Here is a 23,458-nt window from a genome sequence, read left to right on the forward strand (position 1 = left end):
TTGGATATCAGTTGTTAGACGTATTGATAGGCCACACGCGTTAGAAAGTTGACATTACCTGCCGTGGCTGTAGCCGGAACACTTGCTTGTAGTGTCACCTGTGTGTAGTTGCCTTTGGAATTTCCTACGGAGCCATCGTTGATAACGCCCAGAATTTCCTTGTTTCCCGGCGAAAAGGTTCCCTTGGAATTGACCGTATTCCCGCCAGCTTGAATGACTTTCGTTGCTGTCCCGCCAATTGAAGTAAAGCTGGATTCCGCCATACTATCTACACGTACCTGAATCCATGTATTCAGGACCAACTCACCACTATCTCCTCCCGAGCTATCCTTGGTTGTAATAGTACAATTGGTCATGGTTGAAAAATCGTTATTTGCATTCCCACGATTGTTCCAAATAAGTACACCCAAAGATGGGGAAGAAGATCCCGCGTCTATCGTCCCGATCTCCCATTTTGACAGTGTTGTTACGTTGTCTGTTTTAAGCCATGATACAGCTGGTGCTGGCATGTTTTTTCCTCCTTCATTTTAGAAAAGATCAAATAAAACCTTTCGCCACTTTTTTCATGGCATACTCAATATAAGTATTTTGAGTCGAAAACTAACATTATGCGGACATAAAACCTACAAAATTCTTTAGAGGGGGACACAAGCACACCCCTTAGATGCTGAGAATGAACATGCACTCGTTCAGCACTTCCAAGGGGTGCTGCTATAACTGATATAAAGAGCTATTTTTCGAGAAAATAGGATTGAAATTGCTTATTGTTTATTCAGCCTTTTGGTATTGAATGAACAGAACATCCGGTACATTTTCGACAACCTTCAACGTATCCGGCGTAAAGTTAAAGCCTGTAATCAATCCGCCTTCATCCTTGATATAGGTAAAGTTAATACCTGGTGTTTGGAGCTGCCCGTTGATGGCCAGACGTACCGTTTTGTCTTTGGCTTTTCCCTTTTTTAGCGTGTATTCCGACTCGCCTCCGGCTGCTTCAAATACTTCTTCTTCAGCCGCCGCTTCGATCGTGCCTACTTTTACACTTAATGCTTTGAACGCAGCATCTGCCGCCTTCTCCAAATCAAGAATACGACCTTCTGCATTACCATAATCTCCTGCTTTGAAATAGCCGCTTGCGGAATCCGCATCCCGATCACTGATCCCATTCATCAGTTCCTCAGAAGATTTCAAGCGCTTCGCTACATTGCTGAGAGCAGCTTGTAAAGTCACTCCGCTATAGTTGGAATCTGTTGCAACCCCGATTAGTTGTGCGCCTGCAGCAGAAGCCAACCGATCCTGGATCGCCTGATCTGCGTCCTTGCGATCTTGTACCTCTCGGCTAAGCTGGTCCTGAATTGAAACTTCCAGATTCGGGTTACCATCATTATCCAGTCTGCCTGTCGAGCCATACACATCCTTCATCAACTGAACCAGATTCATATAGGCTTTGGCATCGGTGGCCCCTTCCACGAATCCGCTACCGCCCCGAATGATTGTATCCGGAGGAATGACAGACAAATTCGTGCGAATCACAAAACGATAATCAATCTTGTCCGCTTTTGCAGCAAATGTGTACGGCTGCTCTTTGCCTCCTTCTACACTATAAAATCTCAGAAGGTAGCTGCCTTTACTTTCTTCAAGACGACCGTATACCACGTCAGAGTCGCTGTCTCCGATTGGGCTATCTGTACCTGTGACGCGAAGCTGCACCTTCTCGGTCAGCAGGACACCTTCCACTTTGTCTCCGGTCGAGACAGCTCTTGTGCCGATATCGCCCGATACATCCAGTTGCGTGCTGCCGGCAACCGCTTTTCCATTCACCTGTACAAAAACATCAATCTTGGTGTCTTCTAAAATTTCACGGTGATTATGAAACTGGAGGTCAATGTACTTCTCTGCAATTTTATTCGCTTCATCGAAATGTTGATTCCGCAACAGTTTGTTGTTCAACTGCTCACCACGGAATCTCGCAATACCTCTCGTACCTGCCATAACTCATCTCTCCTTATTAGGATTTTACAAATCCACTTTTATGTTTTGTTACAAATGCAATATAAGTTCGATTTATGCCTTCTTATCCGATATTGCAGTAATACTTTGTTGTAAATAATTATTTTCCACCTTATATAGTAACGACGATTTCCAGCGTCAAGCCTTTTAATCCTTCACCTGCTACAAGAGTGTTAATGCGAAAATGATCGTTCTTGTGAATCACAGGATCAGAAAGAATGTAAGGTAAATTGCTCGTATTGCTGGATTTTTCACCTGCCTGGATGGTCAGGTTGCGACTGAGAATATTAGCCCAGCTCGGTAACGTTTCATAGTCGAGCTGGGAGCATTTTTCAATGGAAAACTCACTTTTACTTGTCCCGTATATTCCGCAAGAGGCGTATATTTCCTTGATCTTCCCTTCAAACGGGAATCGCATTTCATATTTACAGGGCCCTAGCGGAACCCGTTCCAGCACAAATACCATCGTTTTGGCCTCTGCCCGCTCCTGAATATAATCCAGCCTGTCATCCAACTGGTGAAACTGAACATCACGCTCCGTATATTTACGGGCCGAGACGATCTCTTCCTCCAGCCTTTTGAACCTGAGATCATCAATACCGCTTCCGCCCCCCCGACGATACTCAGGCTTCCAGGTACGGATGTATATTTCATCACCGATCACGAGCGGAATGTGCTGTCCTGCCAGTGGATGCTCCTGCGGATAAATGCCCAAATCAAGACGAATCGTGTTTTCGTCTACTTCCTCATATCCGCCCTGAGCTAGCAAATGCTGTCCATTCAAATATACATCCAGCATCCTTGTACCCAATATATAAGGATGTGTCAGACGGATGTACAGGTCTTTATACTTGTCCAGGTAGGCCTGATCCACAATAATCTCCTGCTCGTCCCAATAGATGATTTCATTTCCATATCTGCGCAATATCATCTTCGTACCTGCCAAAATCCAACACCTCCTTATATATGAGTAATATCCAAAATAAAATGAAGAGGCTTGATGCCAAAGTGCTCATTTTTGCGCTCTACCTTCATCCAGAATTTCATCCTGCCTTCGGGTGGCAGAGTCCCCATAGGGAGCTGCTGCATATAATCCCCTTGCGGATGATCCGTTCCATCATCATGGCTCAAGTCTGCCCACTCATAACCAAATTCCTCCAGATATTTCAGTATCCCCATTGTAATTTGCTCAGCCTGCTTATTTTTCGAAGGGTTATATAGCTCCAATTGCACCTGAATGGTATTGTCATACATCGTGCCTAAGTAGGTTTCCTCGCTTAAGCTAAGCTCTTTATCTTTCCATAGCACACGAAGATCAGTACCATACAGATACAGATCACCACCGTACATATCCATAGCGCCAAGGCTGGATAAAAGAACTCCATTTTCATCATAGACTCTCAGCATTCCGCGAAAGGGCACCGTCGGAAGCTCCAACTGCACCCCTGTCCACGTGGGCTCTACCTTGGAGGAAGCAATGGTATATCCATCGGGATCGCATAAAAATACGGAATAGCCTTCCGGCAAATTTCCCAGTGTTATTTTGTTGCTTTTGCATAGAACAAGCCTGTCTAGACCAAGTTGCTCGTATTCATCACGTTGTGGATTTTTTAAGAGGATACCTATTTTTTCAGCCACCAGATCAGCCGAGTCAAATAGCTCCCACCCCAATCCGCGATTGGCATAAAAGGTCCACTGGTTCCCCTTCTTCTCTGCCCGCCATCGGCTATACTCCCGAGTTGTCGTGTCCCTACTCTCCAGAAATTCCAGCCGATGGTAGCCATCCTGCCAGATGACAATCCCGCCCTCGTCGCCGTATGCAATAGGAACATAGTCAGCAGTCACTTCTAACAGCAGGGTAGGCTCATCCTTAGGTGCATCAAACAAAAGCATGGTTTCCTGTTCTGTGTGGGACATGATTAACTGCTGCAAGCCTGTATTCAAGGTACAAGCCGTTGTCGGAGATATTTGGTAGCGGGAGTGGATTTCTCCACTTTGAAATGTGTCATCAAAAATCAATCCACTCCATTTCTTGTAAATCCCCATGAGATTTCTATCACCTACCTTGTCTTCTTCCAGTTCCAGATGTTCCAAGAAGCGATCTTGCCCATAATCATCCATATTTTTCTTTTAGGCATGACCGGCATCGATTGATTCGTAGCTTCGGATGGGGCCTCAATCACCGTCTTCAAGATTGTATGACGCTTGGCCGACCCTGGAGCTTCGATTCGAACAGCAGCTGTTTTTTTCAACCGAATACCATCTTCTGCATCTGTAATCTGTGTCTTTATTACCTTTCTCTTTCTGGCAGCTTGTTGGTGCTCAGCCTCAATCCGGGTAGACATGGCCTTCTTCTTGCGAGCACCTTCAGATATAGCATGTAGCTCGGTTTCTTCTATTTTAAAAACAAGCTCTGCAGCTGTATGAGCGGGTATCACTGCTGGCAGCGTTTTTTTGATGGCTTGGCCTTGCTCCAGCTCCGGCATATCCACCATTTTGCTGATATCTCCTGGCTGAGCAGTTTCAAGACCATCTCTGACACCGATGTATTCCGTCTCCTCACCATTGGCACGTTCCTGATGAATCCAAACTGCTTCAAGCACATTTTCAACCTGGTTACCTGTTCCATTCGTCTGCTCAACCACAGTCTCATACGTTCTCATAATGCTGTCCGACCGATCGATCTGATCAATATTCGTCTCCTGAACGGATTCCATAGGGACTGCTTGATCTCCGTCAAGGAGAATAGCATCGGAAACCTGATTATGCTCCTGATTGTCAGCGTAAGTGCCGCTATTGATAACGCCCTCCTGAATATCCGGATAGACAAGCGCGTGCTCTGATGAAGCAACGTCAGCTTCTTTGGTCTGTTCTAAAAGCTCACCAGTTGTGACCTCAGACCGCTCGGCTTCCAATTCGCCAATATACTGTGCGCTTTCCAGTGGTCCTGATTCCGCTGCATTCAAGTTCCCAGTGCTCATGGCAGCTCTTTCCAAATGGATATATTCACCATCCGGAAGGGACCCAGAAAGAATTCCCTGCTCCATGGACTCTGTAACACCTGTAATGCTGGAGAAGGTTCTGCCTGTTTCGATATCCTGTGTTATGGCATTCGTACTATTCGGGTTCATAAGCGCCTTATCCAACGCCTGGATTTCAGCTTCGGCAGACGTGTGTCTTTCTGCATCTCCCATCGCATGATATGCACCTTCGCAGGAAGAGAAAGAGTTACCCGATTCGGAGCTGATAAGCAGCCCCTCTTCATTGGGAGACTTGCTACCTTGCTCAGCGCTTGTTTGCAGCGTCCCTTCGGTATGCTCGGTATAGGCTTGATCCGAACGAGTCTGGACAGCTCCTAGCGAACCACTGGCCAATGACGTTTCCAACTGATGAATGACACTATCTGTAATTTGATGAATCGAAGTCTGGGTTGTCCCTTCCTTCACAGCCTTTACCACAATATATTTAATGCCTGCTTCAATCAGCTCCATCGCCTGCTCACCATACATAATCCGGAGCATTCGAGCCATCTTGCTGATTTCAGGAGATTCAGCGATGATTTCTCTCAAAACTTCGGCTGCAAGTAACTCTTCATACTGCCCTTCGAGTTCCAATCCATTTAAACGTGCAGAACCAAGGTCGTTCAGCTCTCCTTCTTGGCTGGCCAATACCCGCTCTCCACGCTGAGAATCGCCTATCGTTGCGTCATGCTCAGGGATACCAGAACTTAGATGCTCATTGTCAGCATCTGCGGAGGAATGGATAAAGGCTGTAATGCTTTGCTCCTCTGGCATAACTTTAGAATTGTCGTAGGTTGAAGCTACTCTATATTGATCTGGACCAGCAGGGCAGGCTTGTTCCTTATTGTAGCTAGCCACACTCATGGATTCGTTCAAACTGTTCCGGCTTGAGGATGCGAGGCCGCTTGTAAACGTTTCAGTCTGTGCACCTATCATCCTGCCAGAGAATTCCATGCTTCCTACTATTGAATGGCCTTGAATCCCCTCCAGTGAGCCGCTGTTTGAAGTCTCCTGCATTCGATGAATTACACTTTCAATCGAGCTTGGCGCAGCTGGTACATCAACGTGCTGCAAGCCCTCTGACAGGATATTTTCCATTCCCGCTTCGGCCATTTTGGCCGCGTACTCGCCATATACAGACCGGATTCCTTCAGATAACGTGCCCATCTCGGGCGACCCGGTGACCGATCCCATCATTGGGTCTGCTGTAATGGACGACGTGTTCTCCGGTTGTATAGAAAATATGCCATGCTCCGCCTTCAGCATGTCTTGGGGCTCCGCAGCATCTGAAAGATATATACGATTACCTGTCCCGGTCTCATGAATCATCATGAACTTGTCCTGTTTCAACTCTGTTGCGCGCATTCGTTCATGCCCAGCACCAGTGCCAGAACCCATCGATGCAGCAGTGCTGCGTTCGTTGGCGGAATCCTTAAATGGGCGCTGTTCGACAAGCATCTGCCAATCTATGAAGGCACCCTCACTTTTGTCGGACTTTGCTGCACGTGCTTCCACGGGAGCATGATCATTTTTGGCACTGGCCTCTGTCTCCAGCACATCATTAGGCGTAGTCCCTACTACCTGCTCACGCTTTCCGGCTTTTGTTAAATCGTTGATTTCGTCCAAATCCAAAATCTGTCCCTTCGCACCAGGCCGTGATGTCTCGATCAGGGCATCCCGAATATCGGTTTGATGGGGCAACGCCTCACCTGCCGGCTGAGAAATAGATTCCATCGCCAACCCCTTAGCCGCGACTGGCAGTTCTACCACCGCTGCGCGATCCTGAAATATCTGTTGAATCACCGTCTGTTGTTCAGCGGTCTCTCCCTGTATCACTGTTTCTCCGTGAATTGCAGACTCAGAAGAAGGCGATCCGTTACCCTGGCGCTGCTCGGATACAGAACCTGCATCAAGAAGCCCCTCATAGGCAGGCAAAACATTTGCGATTTCATAGGCACCATTTGAAGTCTCTGCCTGTAGCCTCATCTGGGAAACAGCATCTTTCTCCTGCACCGCATTAACAATGAAATCAGCCTGAATGGACTTCTGCCGATCTCCCTGCTGTATAGAATCTGCATGTCCCATGGAATGGATCTTACCGCCCATTTTCCAACGAGCCTCTGACGCTGTGAAACGTGAAGGTTGCTGCGCCTTCTGTCTGATTTCTCCCCTAAAATGCCTGTGAATATCGGATAAGTAAGATACAATCGTCGAGTGAACGGCTTCCACGGTTTGACCCTCGAATTCACCAGCAATCGCTGCCTCTTTCCAATTTCCCCCGAATAAACTTGTAGCGGAATAAGGAGCTTTGGATGCATTTTTTAACGTATCCTGTCTCAGCGTTCGGTACGTACTATTCACAGGAGCAGACAGATGGTAACGCGTATCCCGCTGTGTATCCAAGATCATATCTGTACCAAATGCCAGTTCATAGCCCTTTTTAGAAAAAAGGGCGGTGATACTGATCAGGTAAGATTTTTTACCGTCCAGCATGTCACCGCCGACCTCCTTTAACCCTGCAGGTTAACTGTTCTTAACAAGCGTTTCCTTCAGAATACCCAAGCCGATCGGAGCGAATGGACTAATGGTAGCCAACGTGAATGGACTCACAGGTGTATCCGCCAAGGTGTAACGGTAAATCTGCTTGTACTCATATGTGGCCAAAACCTCTTCATCCGCTTTCGGTGCTTTGCCATCCAGGAATGTGATTTGCTTGGTTTCCAAATCCAATGTGTAATCCGTACCGAATTTGACCTCAACACAATTGACTTTGATTACCAGATTAAATGGTGTGCCATCATCTTTTAAGGAAGGCTGATGAGATAAATGGAACACCTTGTTTTTTCCATCACCTGTGCCCAGCATTTCATGATCTGTCGTCTCTACGACCTCCAGCTCATCGAGCTGAGAGATATTTTTCGGATGAACAGCGTAGCACTCGTCCAGCTTACCGACAAAACCGTCATTGGGATGAACCACATACATAGGAGAAATATGGTATTTACCGCTGTAGACCGAAGGATTGAACCGGGACTCACCCGCGTCCACCTGCTTGTCATGTGTAATGAAGGCGAGATAATGCTGCTGGTAATACGTTCCGCCAATGGACTGTTGAAGCTGTACCGAACTGTTACCGTTCGAAGTATTCGGCCCATAGTCTACGTATGTGGCACCCAGCTTCATATCCCTTCCCCATTTCACTTCGTCCTTTTCCCGGCAGCCAGAGATCAGAACGTGATTTTTCCTTGGCGATTTGCCAAGCGTGGTCATTTTGCCAATGTAAAGGGGTGCAAAATATGTGTTCTCAGGACCGGAGGTAGGATCGGGACGAAGGAACATGACAATACGGTCTTTGTTGAAGTTCCCCCAATAATATATGCTGGAGTCTCGCTGCCAGCCCCGTGTATAATTATCCAGTGAAGTAAAGGACAAGGCTGTTGGCAACGAAGGATAAATATAGTAGATACAGGAATATACAGCGTCCATTAAGCTCGCTCCGGAATCCGGGTCAAAGTTCCGGGTGGTCACATCCCCGAAATTAATCATATCTGTGCCCGTACCAGCCAGTACTCTGACATAAGATACGTGAAGCTCACTGCCAGCGTCCGGTGCTTTAACTGTCGTCGGGATTTTAATCGTATTTGTTGCGTAGTCAACCGTAAAATCGGTAGGAGAAACCTCGACCTGATTAATATACAGCCGGACGCTTCCTGCCTTGATGGTCGTGTCCGAAGGGATTTTAAATTCTCGGCGAGTTCCATCTCCGTCAGGAAGAATGGATTCCGGATCGCCTACCCTGATTCCGTTATTGACAGCTTCTACAATTTTTTCCGAGCGCACATCATCGAAGGTAAAGAAAAATAATCGCTTGGGCAGACTCGGAGCATTCGCAGCAGGCGCATAGGATACGGTAAATTGATCGCTTGCCAGTGCTGCTTTATTGAGCTTAAATACGCCACTGTAAGGTTCAAAGGTATATTCCGTTTTTTGAACGAATACACCATTCTTATATAACATCTCAGAATCCGGCTCTACAGGACGCACAACGACCTGCAATTGCGTGTCACTGCCTTGTACCCGCTTAGCCTCTCCAATCACGGAGTTTTGTGAGATGAAGTCCATCTCCCCCGGCTGTTTGACCGTTCCGCCGTAACCAAAAGCCATACCGAAGTTGCGTATCTGACCGTCACTGCCCGTGGATCTGAACAATCGAACGTCAGCGAATTTAGTCGCCGTATTTCTAGGGTTCCCGGTTACTGCCCGGTATTTAATAAACGTGTTCCAGCCATGAGCATTGAATTGTTTCTCCAATTCCTGCGGAAACAGTTGAAAAGTAGCATCTCCATCAAACCACGACACAATCAATCACCTCTAATATTAGATTAGCCAAGCTACACTATAGGGTAGTTGGTTATACTTTTATCTATTTCATATTAAAACAAGCCGATTCTCACTTGACTGAATTCCGCTTCTATTCGGTTACTACACCGGGCGTTTAACTAAATATTTACCATGATGTCTTCTCTGTAAGCTTTCCTCCCCCGGATTCATTCACCTCACCACAATGTATAGTGTCCGGTGGCTAAGGAGTTGGGGCTGGTTTTATTTCATTTCCTTCATCATCTACTGTGTTCACATACAAGCCAATGCCCGCAGGCCTGAATTGAGTACCCGGTTTTTTGGTCAATGGGGAAATTCCCTCTATCAGGAAGTAGCGGTATACATCAAATTCATCAGAACAGTTGGCCCGTTTGACTCTCAATTTGTTGGCATTAAAGGAAAAGGCGGCCAAAGAGATCGTATCTTTTAATGTACCGCGCACTCCCTCTTCGGGGTGAATAACATATACTTTGGAAGTATGCACCTTCCCGCTGTAACGAGAAGGATTGAAAGTGTATTTGTACAAAGGATTTTCAGCATTATTCCAGGCTCGCGGATAATCCTTCTTGCCGTCAACAGAGGTTCTGGCCGGCGGCATGAGATTAGGCGGCGAATTCCAGGAAAGATAATGGGCTTGATATCTCGCACCCTGCTTGGCGCGATTAACCATGATATTATCCAGACCATTAGCCGGAAAGTTAGGATATGATTTTAACAATGGCATAATATGGGGCTGTCTGGTTGTGGTATCATCAAAGTCATACGTAGCGACTCCATTCACCGTATCCCTGATCGGAACCGTTCCTGCAAATAAAGCATAAACTTTATCGCCTTCCTCAACCGGGTCCAGCTTGCCAAAGTAGAGCGGAATGATCGGAACCAGATTGTTTTCTGGGGCCGGCACATTATCACACTGAATGGTAAAAAAGAAATTCGTGTCTGAAAGAGTCCCTTTCACAGCAATTTCAGAATCACTCCACCAGTTTGTATTTTGGACAGGGTAGTTAAAAGAGTTGTTGTAATAAGACTCCATCAGCTTGTAGCGCAGACCTGCTTGCATGATTGGAGACTGCATTCGTGCGCCTTCTGCTTTGGTCACTGTAAACATGGGACCGCTACTCGTCGTCTTCCACGCAGATTCCTCTACTTCAATATCCAGCGCTGCCCGAAGCTGCCCGGCTTCAGAATTATCGTTCCAGGCCAGTACAAGATCTGCACCGTCTGGCTTCAATCCTTTTAAATCTTCTAGCATGTACACATATAAAGTATGGGAAAGCCTGTATTTGCGGAATTCATTTGTTGCCCATTCCCCAAACTGCTTGTAGGAATCCTTATCCGGGCGCTTCACATAATCAGCCAATCGTGGGTACCATGTTCCGGCAATGGCGATACCGAAGCTTTGATTTTCCTTATTGGAATATATAAAATGTTCGGCAACCGTGATCCGATAATTTGTATAGTTCCTCACTAAATCCGAGGGATGGGTAATATTTGCATCAAAAATGACCCTTTTGTAATTGGCCGAGACTTTCCAGCCTGCGGTAGCGAGCAACTCTCCCATACGGGGCTGTAAGTCTGCTTCTGTTACTTTTGGAGTAAATGCTGCTGCTGTCGTATCAATGAATGACATTTGTTTCTCCCCTTTCTTTGAATTACGATTTGTTCTTTGCTACTTAACTACGTCAATGTCTGCTGATGCCGTTCCTGTCTGTCCCAATTCATTTGTTACGGTGAAGGTAACGGTGTACTTTCCCTCTTTATGAAAAGTAAAGCGGGCGTTATTCACCGTACGGCCTTCTGGATTTGTACCATCTGAAGCAAACCAGTTGAATATAATCATCGGTGAATGCCTGTTATAGGAAGCTATCAATTCCACTCCCTCCCCGATATGGACAGAAATATGGGACGGAGTTAGGGATACAACGAACGGAGGCAGCGAAACAGGCAGCCGTTTTTCCGGTCTTCGAAGATTTCCAGCCTTCAAAATACCGATGCCCGCTGGTCGATAAGGTGTCGCTGCCCGTTTGGTCAACGGTGATATGCCCTCTGTCAGATAATAAGAATACGTCCGATGCTTAGGGCCCTCTCCATCGGTGCAGTGCTCATCAACAGCCTCCAGCTCATCCCCGTTCATTATAGTTAAGGGCGACAGTAAAATAACATTTCGTAGTGTTCCGTGCGTACCATCTTCCGGATGTATTAATAAAGCTCTCGAAGAATGGACCTGCTCAGTGTAGCGGGATGGATTAAACTCATATTGATAGGTATTGCTCATATCGCTGTTGTTCCAGGCTCGGACGTGCTTGGCACCTGACGTGTTCTCCCGCAAGGGAGGCATCCTGTTCGACGGAACATTCCAGGCAAAATAGTACGATTGATAACGCGCACCATACTTTGTCCTCTTGACCATGACAGAATCAATACCATTACTCGGGTGAGCAGGATATTCTTTTAAGATCGGCATAAGCACATCCTGATGACGTTTGGGATCTGCATCATCATAGTCAAACCGGGCCGATTGACTGAGCGCATTCTCTAAACTCAAGCCATCTTTCGCAAAGGCAGTTCCTGCGAATAGAGCGGCTGTAGCACCCGCATTTTCTGTATAGATTTGAAGATCCACCCAGACCCTTGCGGAAACTGGACTATAACCATCAACTCCGGAAGAAGCGAACACTTCCAAATCAAATGAATTCTTGCCATCCACCCCGTATACGGAAAACTCTCCAAGGTACTCTGCCTGATTTTTGGAATCGACAGGGGTGCGGGCTTCTGTGGTTCGCAGCTTTACAAGCTCCTGACCTGCAATACGTAGAGAAATATAGTCTGACTCCGCAGCCACATCTCCTGATAACCACACTTTCATCGTAGATCCGGTATTAACCATAGGACTCTCCGAGAAAAAGGTTGCTTTGCGGGAATCCTCATCTCTATTCAGTTCAAACACGCGACTCTCGTTCATGATTGAATTTGCATTGCTCTGGACATCAAAATCGCCCATATAGATCGGGATCGAAGGTACTGCATTACGTTCCCAGGCAGGTGCTGTATCTGCCAGCAAAACCAGCATGGCAGACTTTCCATCGACGTAGCCTCTAAGCTGGACTTTGCTGTCCTGCCACCAGTTGGTGAATTTCACATTCATGGAGGCCACCTGTTCATAACGATCCAGTTGTGGAATCCGTGTCCGCGAAGCAACGTAAGGCGATTGATAAAATTGAGGAAACTGATGCGTGATCCTCCACTGAAGCGCTTGGGTTTCCTCGTGCAGCCCCCACATGGAGGATTGAATCTCTACGTCCAAAGCAAGCCGCTTGAAATCAGCGGGTTGTTCCCAGCCCACAATCATTCTGCTCGTATTCACGAACTTTTCCAATTGATAAAAATACACCGTATGACGCTCAAACAGGTTGTCCTCTTCAACCTTTTGGACAGCCCAAGAGAATATACCGTCAGATTGTGGCTCCAGCTGCGTTCCCCAACCGGTATGCTTCCTGTGAATAGCGAAAGGGATTTTTGAGCCTGTATTGTGCAGCTTTTCCTTCACACTGCCCAGCATGGCCAGGCCAAAAAGATGCCCCGATACATTTCGCAAAATATAGTGCTTGGCTACAACAAATTCAAATTCCTCCGAGTCGTTCAGATCACTGTAATAAACTGCGGCCTCTCCTGAAACTCCCGACGCGAAGGTAATGCGCTGTCCGCCATCCTTTCTCTCTTCTGCTGAATAATAGGAAGACGGCATAAGCTCGCCATCCAAATACACATAGTAGTCACCCTTACGCGCAAGCTTGGGAATATCTACATAGGAATTGACGAGTGGAAGAGAGAAGCGCTGAATCACAGGTTTGGTCAATCTGCTTGAATACACAACCTTATGAAATTCGTCCACCATATCCCATCCGTTTTTAGAGCAAAGGGCCGCGATCTGGCTCATCAGCTGGTCTTCGTTAACGAGCATGTCCAGCCAAGGACTATCCTGTGGCATGATATTTCACCACCTTTCTATTGGAGCATTTGATAGTTCATCCATATATCCTTGTTCCTGCCGCCTTCATTAAAGAACTCAAAACGAAATTCAGTCCCCGTCGGACAAGGAATAACGGCGGTGAAATACATTCCTTCAGGCAGGTCCTTCGTGAAGATCCGTTGGCATATCAGCTTATCTCCCACATATAAATTCCAATAATCACTGGACTCATAAAAGGACGCTCCCACTGCTACCGCAAGCAGCTCGCAATCATGACTGACTTGCATTGTGCTTTCTACCCTGCCAATTCCTCTGGATTCAATTCGATTGCCCACAATGTACGGCTGGGTCTTCGTTGGCATAAAAGGCGGGTCCAAACGCCCGCCTACCATATAGCTTGCAAAATTACCACCACTGGACAACGATTACACCGCCCTTACATAATCAAGCGTCAGATTTTTGAACAAGCCATTTTCCCGGATAATGCTTCCCCGTATAGCGTTTAACGTCAGAATATCAGCCTCTTCTTCCATTTCTGCGTTCAGGGTTGTGGAAGCTTTAAATTCAATAAAAAATCCGGTCACCTGCAACAGATCGTCTCGATACAGCGTTAGCCGTTCTGACAAACCGTTATCATAGGTGTACAGCACTGACGTTACCAATGCAGGATATTGAGGCATTTCACGGGCCACATCAATGGTAATGACATTAGGCTCCTCCTGAGCCTTTTTATCCAACAATCCGTCCGTCTGACCCGCATGTACTCTTTCCTTGCGTACTTCACGTCGAATCAGATCAATAATCGGGAATACCTCGTTGGAATTCGTAAAATTCTGGTTTTCCAAAGTTTACACCTCCCCTTCTCCTTCAATATAAGAAAAAGGAAATGACAATTAACGCAGGTTGCGTAATGCCATTTCCTTTGCTTGTGCTATGGATTATACCGTCAAAATCAGGCTTTTGCAGGAAGAGCCGACCACGTCAGCTCCAGATAGTTGACCATGCCGCATTCATTGCCAACCAGCCTGTTGCCCTTAATCAGATAATATCCCGCATTACAGGTATGGTTGTCATACACATAACACCCATCCAAAAGCTCTATGTGCGGGTTGCCCGGAATAACCATATTTTTGGTGCGGGCTTGTCTTTTGATATCAAAAAATACTTTATTCGCTATCTGCTGCTTGAGATCGCGCATGGATGCCTCATCCTGCTCTTCAATCCATGGCAGCTGTAATGCCATAGTTCTCATGTTCCCTTTAGTGGCGAGAATTAGGCTTTTATCCAGAAAGTGCTCCGTCAAACCCGCAGAACCGGTAATCATCAGATGATTACGAACACGCGAATAGTCGGTAGAAGACGTCATTTCAAGCAAATGATCATCTGTAAATTTCCATTTGGAACGCGCTGCCTGATCCCAATCCGGAGTATCCAGAAAATCCATCCGTTTCAATACAAACGTTCCGAAGCGATCGCATCTGACATCGTAGGGCAAATCCTGCATGAGCGTTTGTATAGCATCTGATGCCCTTGTCCCCGCCTTGAAGGACGCCTTGGCTACGATAGGACTTTTCCAGCCTTCTGCTGTTTTTATACGTTCTTGATCCTGGGGAATCGTCTGAAGTTCTCCTGTCTTGGGATCAAATTTCATATAGGAGTGATCGCGCTTCTTCACATCAACATACTCCGTTTCGGCTATATCCAAATCAGGGTATTGGCAATCTTCACTCTGCACACGCCATGAATCAAGACCGGCTGCAACCGCAATATCCCTTACAATGCTGGACTTCATCCAGGCAAAGGCGCCGCCATCCCCGGCATACGCTTCCTCTGGAGGGTAGATCATATCTTTATAAAATACAAATTCCTCCAGCATGTCATATCGGTCTACACAGTGAAACGTAAGCGTTCTTCTCTTGGCATCCTCCTCCATTTCACCCTTGATCATACCTGTAAATACACGCACCAGCTCATCGCCATAACCTGCATAAATACGGATGGGGGTCCCCTCACTAATCAGGTGCCGCTGTTCTCCCTCCTCCCAATAGGTAAATTCATTGGACGACTGCTTCTTTCCATCAGAAAATGCAGCGTATTGTTCCAAGAATGGGGAATAGATCCCTCTCGCATTATTTAAAGTTACAGTAGCTGAGCTCGAGGACATATCCATGTGAGAATAAACCTCCCAGTTCATCACATCCTGTTCCAGTGAAACGGTATCCTCATACTGAAATCCGCCGATGTCATACCACTTCTCCTTATACGTATCTGCGATATGGGTGGCAAACTGCTCAATGGAGTAATCATGAAAAGCATATTTTATCTCTGCAATATAGAGACCGCCACTAGATACGGAGAACCGTAGTCTGTTCGTCGTATCATCCTCGGATACGCCGCGCACTCGGGTATTTTCCCATTGTTCGATACCACCTGACAGTATGCTTTTCACATATACATCCATATCCGTTTCATTATGACAGGTTACAACATAATCCGTGTACTCACTCAAATGGTTATGGCTATAGGAGTTCACATTCGTAGAAATCCCCTGATCTGTAACCTTGAGGATAAAGACTTTGGAGCCATTGGAGATCATTATTTTCCCTTGTGTTCCCTGATCGGCTTTGATGCGGAACTGCATCGTAAATGGAAATTTGTTGATCTTCCCAGCCCGCTCAATCCCGGCCTCTCCCTGTGCGGTCGATATTTTCTGCTGATTTCCCAAATCCGTCTCCACCATATGCTGATCGGGAGTCCAATTGTTTATTGTGCACATCGGGTCTTCAAACGTCCAGACTGTTTTGGCCGAGATGGATTCCACATCAAATTCTCTGGCTTTCAGTAAAGTGATCCCGAAATTGCCCCTTGATGCCTTGGAAGGATTCGACATGGAAAATTCAATTTTGTGGCGACCACCCGTCACTGGAATAGAGGGAGGATAAGCCAGTCCATTTTTGGCATTGACCCCTTCAATGGTGGCAACTACATGGTCGTCCACCTTCACCTCTACTCTGTCCTCGATGTCCATATCCGAAACGTAGGCCCAGCTCAAACAGCCTGCCTTGAACCAGTCATGCACAAACGAAAATTTCTTTACCTGGCCTGCCCCGTCTGTTCGTTCAAAACCTAAAACATTACGGACCTGATTAGGCGTTTCATTTGTAAAAAATTGTGTCGCACCTACGATATCCATAAATTTCAAAGGGTCCAGACTCGTTTTTTGAGCCGTAAAATCCTTGAAATACGATACTTTCTCCGTGGTCCGATTGATCTGGTAGGATTCGCTGGCTTGGTCTACTTCTGAATTGGCGCTGCGGGTTCTTCCGTCTCCCCACTGCTTGATTTTTACAATGACAGGCTTTCGCCCAAATTGAAGGCATTTCTCTGCATTTTTCATTAAAATCTCAATGCGTTTGCCCTTCGTGGAGCCTGCCGTATCATCGGCCACATATTCACCCCAATTTTTCCCCTCTACCCATAGCTCAACCTTGCTTCCCAAAGGAATGACAGAAGGATCGACAGCGATAATTTTGTAGTCCTTCCACTGCCGTACATCTGTTCCGCCTCTTGTTATGCCTTCAGAGTTTGCAGGATTCACATAATAAGCCCACGCTTCCATGCTATATTCGGTGTGGGATTCGAGGGCGCTAGCTTCCAACGATGAAGCAGCCACGCTTTTATTCTCAACAGCCGTATCCAGCGTTCGAATGGGCAATTGTATGGCTTTTTCTCCACGCAGGAAAGCTTCGGGGTTCAAATCCTTGCCATCCTTGCGAACCTCAAAATGAAGATATGCTTCATCCCCGCCTTCACTGCTATTCTTGTGACCCGAATTCCATCCTATAGCAATCGGGTCCCCAGCCCTCACATGATCTCCAACCTTGACCATCATGGCATGGGGTTTCAAATGGCCATAACGGGTCGCCCAGCCATTGCCGTGATCAATATATACAGCGTGGCCGTAACCCTTTATGGCACCAGCCGCAGTGATTTTCCCATCCCATACAGCATGGATGGTATCTTCCTTGTCACAAGCCAGGTCCACGCCCTTGTGATGAGGGCGCTTGGAGTTCACTGAATGGTGACGGTTGGTAACCAGCATGCCCTGAATGTGATTCGAGTCAGTAACATGTTCACGCATTTTTGCACTTGAAAGGATCGGCATGGACATAGGCAGATTGGAGAGACGTGCTATCTCGCTAATCTTTATTGCTTCCTGTTCACTTGTTAGTTGGGTCACACCATCAATGGATAAAAAGTCTTTAACAGACGTATCTTTTACATATTGAACGACGTCTTGGTTTGGCCGTGATCCGCGGACATAGGACATTTTGTCCAGCTCAACAATGACGCGTGGCTTACGGCCCGGAGCCTGTACACGCTTCATCATGGATTCAAGAAAAGTCATTTTTTCATCTCCTATCTAAATTTCTCCAGGGCCCACTCTATGAACCGGTTTAAAAATACAACGGCTTCCGCACGTGTAATACATTTTTCAGGTTCCAGCATATTGTTTTCATAGAGTGGAAATACGCAGCTTCCATCTAGAAACTGCTCACTCATCAAGTCCATAACATTCTGCTCATACCATTGGCCTGAGAAGGTGCTTCGATCCTTTATGGTTCTCTGTGGATACGCACTGCTCTCCAATCCATGGTCGGTATATCTGTTATAAATATCCACCCGCATCTGTTGAAGAAGAACAAGAAACTGTGCTCGTTTTATACGAACATCCGGAAAGAAACGATCATGATAGCGGGCGTGTGCAGTACTTGCAATAACGGTCTCCTGTTTGAATTGCACCCTTCCGGCATCACGATAGTTATATCCGACAATTGCGGTAAACCCGTTATAGTTGAAGGGAAGATATACAATTCCCTGATGAATCGCAAATACATCCTGTCTGAAGCCGAATGCCTTCTTTATAGCTTCACTTGGAACTTCTTCCGTGAGAATCTGTACAGGCAGCCGCTTGAGCTTGGTTCCCAGAACCGTGACCGTCTCCGGCTGATATTTGGCTTGGCTTTGATAATCAGCCGCCATGGACAAGGCCGCCGAAGGCAGGGAAATCGCACTTTCGTCCGTCCCAACATAAGGCCCTTGAACACAGCCATCCTTCTGATAAGCGGGTCTACCATATGCGATGCATACCACCCCAAGTCCGCCAGACAGAGGATGAGGCATCGTTATCTTCTCGTTCTCCACTTTTTCAGGCTGCACCTGAACTCCATCGATGAGAACAAAAACCGGATTATCAATATGCACCTGGTAGCCGGGAATGGCAAACTCCTGTTGGCCATCGAACGTTATATAGCGCTTGATCATGCGTTCATGCCCCGGCTCAAACGTGTCGTAGGCCAGCCCCTCTATAAAGCTGTGCTCGCTTGGAGCATCCAGACCTAATCGTGTCATATCCAGCATATCTCTATAAAACCAATCCAGTGGATCAACATCAATCCAACGTTTCATCTCAATGCCCCCTTAGAATCCGGTCCACATACCTGTAGGACCTCATCAAAAAGGTGATTCCCTCTGCCCGGGTACAGCTCTCATCCGGCCTGAAATAAGGACTAACCTCCCCTTCATCCGTAGGGGTGATAACCATGCCACGCTGCTCCATTTCCTCAATATAGGTGGATGCCCAATGGTCTTTGAGGTCTATGAATTGGCTTTTGCAACGGGAATCATCGCTTTGCTTGCGAATAAGTGACATTTGGACTTTGATGATATATTTAGTCTCCATCTCCGCTGTTTGAATATCTGGTTGACTTGTCACAATCCCAAGGTAAATGGTGCCTTTTTCATCATAATATTTGTGCTCTGAGCCTATAAAAGATAGCCAGTCCGCGTATTCCTTTTTACGGTAAAATAAAAGTGTCAGGGTAGCGGTATAATGTGAGGTTCCACGATTGACCAATCCTGCCGAGTGAGAAAATGTCTCATGAACATATGATTTCAGATGCGGAGCCGGTGGCTTGTACTCATTGATTAGCTTAGCCTGGACCTCGACAAAACGAATTCCATTATCGTAAAATAGCCGCTTTTTGTAGATCATATCTTCTGATTTATAGGGACTTTGCTGAGTCAAATGTAAACCTCCTGTCATTAAAATGATGATTTGCTTCGGGGCGACGGATATGGATTAATAGGATGCGCTGCTACGATAAGCAGTGGTCGGATTCATGAGAAGCTGATCCCGCAAGCTTCCCACTCTACCGTTTTGAAGCCCTCTTCCCAGCCTGTTGCCGATCATCTCCAGTTGGGTCGGACTTACGCTATTCGTGACATTAGGCAATGTCACATGGACAACAACATCACCGGAGTTGATCGTATATGAAGGGATGGCTGGCATTTTAAACATTCCGGCTGGCAACTTCGTTCCATTCCAATCGTCTACCCGGGTTGGTTTGGACTGACTGCTCCATTCTCTGATCTGCTCCTGGAAGTTCCATGAAGCTTCCGGCTTCATATGAAATGTGCGCTGATGACTGAGTACACCTTGCAAGCCCTGAGCTTGTTGCTTTCGTATACGGATGTACTCCAAAGCGTCTGCTCGTACAGCTGCTATGCCAGCGTTTTGCATCTTCCTGCTTTGCTTCCTGTCCCGCTGTACCTTGCTCACGTTCGAAACTGCTGATAGCTGATCTGTTGTTTGCTGGTTTACTTCCTGCCTTGCCCTAAAATCCAATAAGGCACTTAACGTAGTCTTGTGTTCCTCCAAGCGCTCAAAGCTTACTTCCAATCCCTTCCTTTTCCCCCTGGAAGAATGCTTTAGTGTCTGAATAAATGCCTGTAGCTCCGCAAGTACATCAGTCTCTAAATTCCCCATACATTCACCGCCCTTTATAAAATGAAACTCCCCCTCCATATGAAGCAGAGCAGGAGTGTCCTTCAACCAAGCATATTGGCCAGAAATGCCATATCATCTTCGTCCGCTATCTTATAGCCGCTCATATATGAGCGGTCTTCCCTGACTTCTTCACGGCCTGTATGGCGGGTATCCAGACGACCCGTTTGATCAGCCCCGCTCCACAGCCCCAAGGCAGACATGGAAGAAACTTTAATCGTAAATTCGATATGGTCATGACACTGCTCTAGATAGTAGCCCAACTGAGGGAGTGTAAGGTCCCAAACCTGGTGCTTATCCAGGTGACAATAATGAGCCAGCTTAAAAAAAAGATTTGACCAGTCAATGGGAGCTTGCCGGTCATACTCCAGTTCCCCATCCTCAGAGGCTACATAGACTTTTTTATTCCATTCAGTCCGATCATGGCATCAATAATTTGCTTGGCCGTTTCGAGGTCGACATACTCTTCCAAATACTCAGGAGTCATCCAGTTATAATAAGGCTTGAAGCCCATCATCAGCACATCGATCAGGTCATGATAACGATCTGCACCTTCTGGATCATCCGGGATCAGATTTGCAATAATCATACCGGAATCAATAGCATTCAGCTTTTGAATCAGTTTGCGCGCATCCTTTAACCCAAGCGGAGGCAAATAATACGTTTTACCATCACGCAGACGCACCTGTTCATCTTCTTCAAAGAATGCTTTTTCTTTAATTTGAGCTTCCTCTTTGGTCAAAATCTTTTTTGCGTCTTCCGCAGCTTCATCTGACTCGGGAAGCACATTTTGCGATGGAAAGGTGAGCTCTCTTCTGTTCATTCTGAACACACATCCTTACCTATAAGTTGTTAGCAGATGCCGCTGCAATCTCATAGCGCTTGATCGTACCTAGCTTGTTATCAAAGCGTTCCGGATCAATGACCGTCAAGGTTACACTATGTGTAGACGCCTGCTGGCGCTGAGCATCAATCATGAAATTGGATTTCAGACGACATTGATACAATTCCGTTTGGTACCCCTGTACAGAGCCGTCCTTTTGCTCAAATCGGCCATCATGAACCAGATGAACGGTTAACGGTAAATCCCTGCTCGAAATATCCAAAACATCTACCACTTCATTGCGTTTATAGTTGACATAAATGGCTACATCCTTCAAAGCCGGATTGAAAATCAGCTTGCCCCCTTCAACAAAGTATTGCTCCTCAGTAGGGATTCCGGTGGACAATTGTTTGAGAAGCTTGTTTCCTGCTAATGTACGCACTGAGATTTCAGGTGTGGAATACAGCGAAGTACCATATACAAGCTCTGCCTCACATTTCCCGTTTACTTCCTGAATAACGTGCTTTTCTTCCAGTTCCCACACAAATCCATCGTTATCCTGCTGAACTCCACTCAAAGCGACTGGATAGACAATCACTACTTTTTTCCCGGCCAACGCTGCATCGAACACGGCCTTGTTATCTGTCACGGTAACTTCTGTAGTTACACTTGGACCTGTAATTACCCCCTCATAGGCCTGAATAGCAGGGCTTTCCGCCGCAGCTTCTGTGAGCAGCACCTGGTATGGCGATTCCCCTGGAACCGTCACGGTTTCCGTTATCAGTCGGTAAGGCGCTCCGCTAATACCCTCACGAAGCTTGGAACCGAGAACGAGACGGACCAGATTTAAGTCAAATTTGGCATCCTGAGCCGTAATATCAATCGTCTTTTTACGAAGCAATGCATCCAGGGGCACACTGGAATCCCCCCCCTCGATATCCTGCATATCAAGTTGGATGTCCAGAAGCATATTGTTCAGTGCTCCAATCGTGATGAGTTCATCACGATTTGGGATTTTAGCCATGAACTTGCCAGCGCCTTTAATCAACATTTTTTTGTTTTTCGTTATTCCCATTTCAAGAACCTCCCGTTTAATATTCCATTCCAATGGTATCCCGGTTTTGAGCAGACCACCTTCCTGACAATATCAATATAAGTGAAGCATTCGGGGTTTTAACTGTATCGGCGTACTTGATCTCCTTCATTTCCCTCGTTTCTTCATACAGGGCCTGCAGCCCTTAATAGACGACCTCGGAATATGCTGTTGCCGATTAGACGCTTCAACCTCATGTGGATCAACAAGGCGTCCGGACTGATCTATTACTTCTCCTGTAAGTTTGCCGATACAATGCAGACACAGCATGGCTTCTCCTGTCATTTTCTCCTGTGCAAAACTCTCTTGGCCCTCTGTGTCACATAGCGGAATTTACATCGGGTACATAGGGTAAACTCCTTCATTCTCATGGCCTCCTTCTTGGCATAAATTTGATTTTTTCTAAACCTAGCGCCCCGAATTACAACTCATCTGACGAGTCCCACTTCAATATAAGCAACTGTAAGCTTCGTTGAACGATTCAGACCACGCCTGCCGAAAATTTATAAATTCTATCATCTTAAAAAAAGGAGGGGCGCCCCTTAAGCCAATTATGGCTTGAGAGTCTGCCCCTCCTCTTCTATAAAGTGGAAGTTGCGTGCGATATACAAAACCGGTGTACCCGCCGCGGTCAGCACAAATTTTAAAATATAGGTAGTGAACAACAGCTCCAGCCATATTCCCCATGCATAACCGGAAAAAGCAATGCTACAGAAAATAAGTGTATCTATAAACGAGCTGATCATCGTACTGCCATTGCCGCGAATCCAGAGCTGGTGACGCTTCGGGAAAAACTTGCGAATCCAGGCGTACAGACGCACGTCCAGCAATTGGCTGACCGCATAGGCTGTAAGACTGGCAAGCGCAAGCCTAGGCAGCAACCCGAACAGCTGTTGCATCGGCGTCTGGGCAAAATCCGTTGCAGTCGGCTGAAACAGCAGCACCATCTGCATCGTTAACGTTGTCATAATTAATGTGAAAAAGCCGAACCATACTGCTTTGCGCGCCTCTTTAGGCCCGTATTTCTCATTCAGCAAATCACTGGCCATATACATAGAAACATACATGGTATTTCCCAAGGTAGTGGTAATGCCGAGCAAATCAATGGTTTTGGTAACCTGGATGTTAGCTAGTACCGTAGCGACACCAATCCAGGCGTACAGCCCTTTTTTACCGAACAAACGATAACATAACAAAAAGAACATAAAATTGACGAGGACAAAAGCCGTCCCCCATAACAGATTAAACATGAAATCCTCCTAGTTTTGATAGCGCGGGATGGTTGCGAACCGCGGTTCATCCGAAGCAAGCCGGAAAA

At 46.5% G+C, this 23,458-nt stretch carries 18 protein-coding genes; all 18 read right to left on the reverse strand.

Annotated elements, in window-relative coordinates; genetic code table 11:
* Positions 1-14: 14 nt before the first annotated feature.
* Positions 15-509, reverse strand: coding sequence for a hypothetical protein (locus JO375_RS21430; protein WP_229526361.1), 495 nt, complete (start codon positions 507-509; stop codon positions 15-17).
* Between the two features lie 259 nt (positions 510-768).
* Positions 769-1,989: a hypothetical protein gene (locus JO375_RS21435; protein ID WP_229526362.1), complete on the reverse strand. Its 1,221-nt coding sequence runs from the start codon at positions 1,987-1,989 to the stop codon at positions 769-771.
* Between the two features lie 130 nt (positions 1,990-2,119).
* Positions 2,120-2,953 carry a hypothetical protein gene (locus JO375_RS21440; protein ID WP_229526363.1) on the reverse strand — a complete coding sequence of 278 codons (834 nt, stop codon included), beginning with the start codon at positions 2,951-2,953 and terminating at the stop codon, positions 2,120-2,122.
* A 14-nt stretch (positions 2,954-2,967) separates the two neighbouring features.
* Complete coding sequence (locus JO375_RS21445) at positions 2,968-4,053, reverse strand: cell adhesion protein (protein WP_229526896.1); 1,086 nt, start codon at positions 4,051-4,053, stop codon at positions 2,968-2,970.
* A gap of 14 nt (positions 4,054-4,067) precedes the next feature.
* On the reverse strand, positions 4,068-7,520 hold the full coding sequence (locus JO375_RS21450) for a hypothetical protein (RefSeq protein ID WP_229526364.1): 3,453 nt from the start codon (positions 7,518-7,520) through the stop codon (positions 4,068-4,070).
* A 30-nt stretch (positions 7,521-7,550) separates the two neighbouring features.
* Entirely contained in the window at positions 7,551-9,386 is a 1,836-nt protein-coding gene (locus tag JO375_RS21455; protein ID WP_229526365.1) for a hypothetical protein, read from the reverse strand.
* A gap of 223 nt (positions 9,387-9,609) precedes the next feature.
* On the reverse strand, positions 9,610-11,037 hold the full coding sequence (locus JO375_RS21460) for a hypothetical protein (protein ID WP_229526366.1): 1,428 nt from the start codon (positions 11,035-11,037) through the stop codon (positions 9,610-9,612).
* 39 nt (positions 11,038-11,076) lie between these two features.
* Positions 11,077-13,395, reverse strand: coding sequence for a PKD domain-containing protein (locus JO375_RS21465; RefSeq protein WP_229526367.1), 2,319 nt, complete (start codon positions 13,393-13,395; stop codon positions 11,077-11,079).
* A gap of 17 nt (positions 13,396-13,412) precedes the next feature.
* Positions 13,413-13,799, reverse strand: a complete 387-nt coding sequence (locus tag JO375_RS21470; protein ID WP_229526368.1) for a Low copy number virion structural protein — start codon at positions 13,797-13,799, stop codon at positions 13,413-13,415.
* A 3-nt stretch (positions 13,800-13,802) separates the two neighbouring features.
* On the reverse strand, positions 13,803-14,222 hold the full coding sequence (locus tag JO375_RS21475; RefSeq protein WP_229526369.1) for a hypothetical protein: 420 nt from the start codon (positions 14,220-14,222) through the stop codon (positions 13,803-13,805).
* 107 nt (positions 14,223-14,329) lie between these two features.
* Positions 14,330-17,785 (reverse strand): peptidoglycan DD-metalloendopeptidase family protein, encoded by a 3,456-nt coding sequence (locus JO375_RS21480; RefSeq protein ID WP_229526370.1) that lies wholly within the window; start codon positions 17,783-17,785, stop codon positions 14,330-14,332.
* Between the two features lie 11 nt (positions 17,786-17,796).
* Entirely contained in the window at positions 17,797-18,846 is a 1,050-nt protein-coding gene (locus tag JO375_RS21485; RefSeq protein WP_229526371.1) for a hypothetical protein, read from the reverse strand.
* Position 18,847: 1 nt separating this feature from the next.
* Positions 18,848-19,465, reverse strand: a complete 618-nt coding sequence (locus JO375_RS21490) for an S-layer homology domain-containing protein (protein ID WP_229526372.1) — start codon at positions 19,463-19,465, stop codon at positions 18,848-18,850.
* A 54-nt stretch (positions 19,466-19,519) separates the two neighbouring features.
* The gene (locus JO375_RS21495; protein ID WP_229526373.1) at positions 19,520-20,206 is read right to left on the reverse strand and encodes a hypothetical protein; all 687 of its coding nucleotides are present in this window, start codon (positions 20,204-20,206) and stop codon (positions 19,520-19,522) included.
* 62 nt (positions 20,207-20,268) lie between these two features.
* A complete protein-coding gene (locus JO375_RS21500; protein WP_229526374.1) occupies positions 20,269-20,487 on the reverse strand; it encodes a hypothetical protein in 219 nt (72 codons plus the stop codon).
* Between the two features lie 125 nt (positions 20,488-20,612).
* Positions 20,613-21,047, reverse strand: coding sequence for a DNA polymerase III subunit gamma/tau (locus JO375_RS21505; RefSeq protein WP_229526375.1), 435 nt, complete (start codon positions 21,045-21,047; stop codon positions 20,613-20,615).
* A 19-nt stretch (positions 21,048-21,066) separates the two neighbouring features.
* The gene (locus JO375_RS21510) at positions 21,067-22,122 is read right to left on the reverse strand and encodes a hypothetical protein (RefSeq protein ID WP_229526376.1); all 1,056 of its coding nucleotides are present in this window, start codon (positions 22,120-22,122) and stop codon (positions 21,067-21,069) included.
* Between the two features lie 569 nt (positions 22,123-22,691).
* Positions 22,692-23,390 (reverse strand): queuosine precursor transporter, encoded by a 699-nt coding sequence (locus tag JO375_RS21515; RefSeq protein WP_229526377.1) that lies wholly within the window; start codon positions 23,388-23,390, stop codon positions 22,692-22,694.
* Positions 23,391-23,458 lie beyond the last annotated feature (68 nt).

The organism is Paenibacillus farraposensis (assembly GCF_020736845.1).
Lineage (GTDB): Bacteria > Bacillota > Bacilli > Paenibacillales > Paenibacillaceae > Paenibacillus > Paenibacillus farraposensis.

Bases quoted from the DNA above. Each gene is read 5' to 3' on its own strand.
- JO375_RS21510 (WP_229526376.1), bottom strand. From the start codon at position 22,122: ATGGGAATAACGAAAAACAAAAAAATGTTGATTAAAGGCGCTGGCAAG.
- JO375_RS21515 (WP_229526377.1), bottom strand. From the start codon at position 23,390: ATGTTTAATCTGTTATGGGGGACGGCTTTTGTCCTCGTCAATTTTATG.
- JO375_RS21435 (WP_229526362.1), bottom strand. From the start codon at position 1,989: ATGGCAGGTACGAGAGGTATTGCGAGATTCCGTGGTGAGCAGTTGAAC.
- JO375_RS21445 (WP_229526896.1), bottom strand. From the start codon at position 4,053: ATGGGGATTTACAAGAAATGGAGTGGATTGATTTTTGATGACACATTT.
- JO375_RS21480 (WP_229526370.1), bottom strand. From the start codon at position 17,785: ATGACTTTTCTTGAATCCATGATGAAGCGTGTACAGGCTCCGGGCCGT.
- JO375_RS21485 (WP_229526371.1), bottom strand. From the start codon at position 18,846: ATGAAACGTTGGATTGATGTTGATCCACTGGATTGGTTTTATAGAGAT.
- JO375_RS21465 (WP_229526367.1), bottom strand. From the start codon at position 13,395: ATGCCACAGGATAGTCCTTGGCTGGACATGCTCGTTAACGAAGACCAG.
- JO375_RS21495 (WP_229526373.1), bottom strand. From the start codon at position 20,206: ATGGGGAATTTAGAGACTGATGTACTTGCGGAGCTACAGGCATTTATT.
- JO375_RS21505 (WP_229526375.1), bottom strand. From the start codon at position 21,047: ATGAACAGAAGAGAGCTCACCTTTCCATCGCAAAATGTGCTTCCCGAG.
- JO375_RS21450 (WP_229526364.1), bottom strand. From the start codon at position 7,520: ATGCTGGACGGTAAAAAATCTTACCTGATCAGTATCACCGCCCTTTTT.
- JO375_RS21430 (WP_229526361.1), bottom strand. From the start codon at position 509: ATGCCAGCACCAGCTGTATCATGGCTTAAAACAGACAACGTAACAACA.
- JO375_RS21460 (WP_229526366.1), bottom strand. From the start codon at position 11,037: ATGTCATTCATTGATACGACAGCAGCAGCATTTACTCCAAAAGTAACA.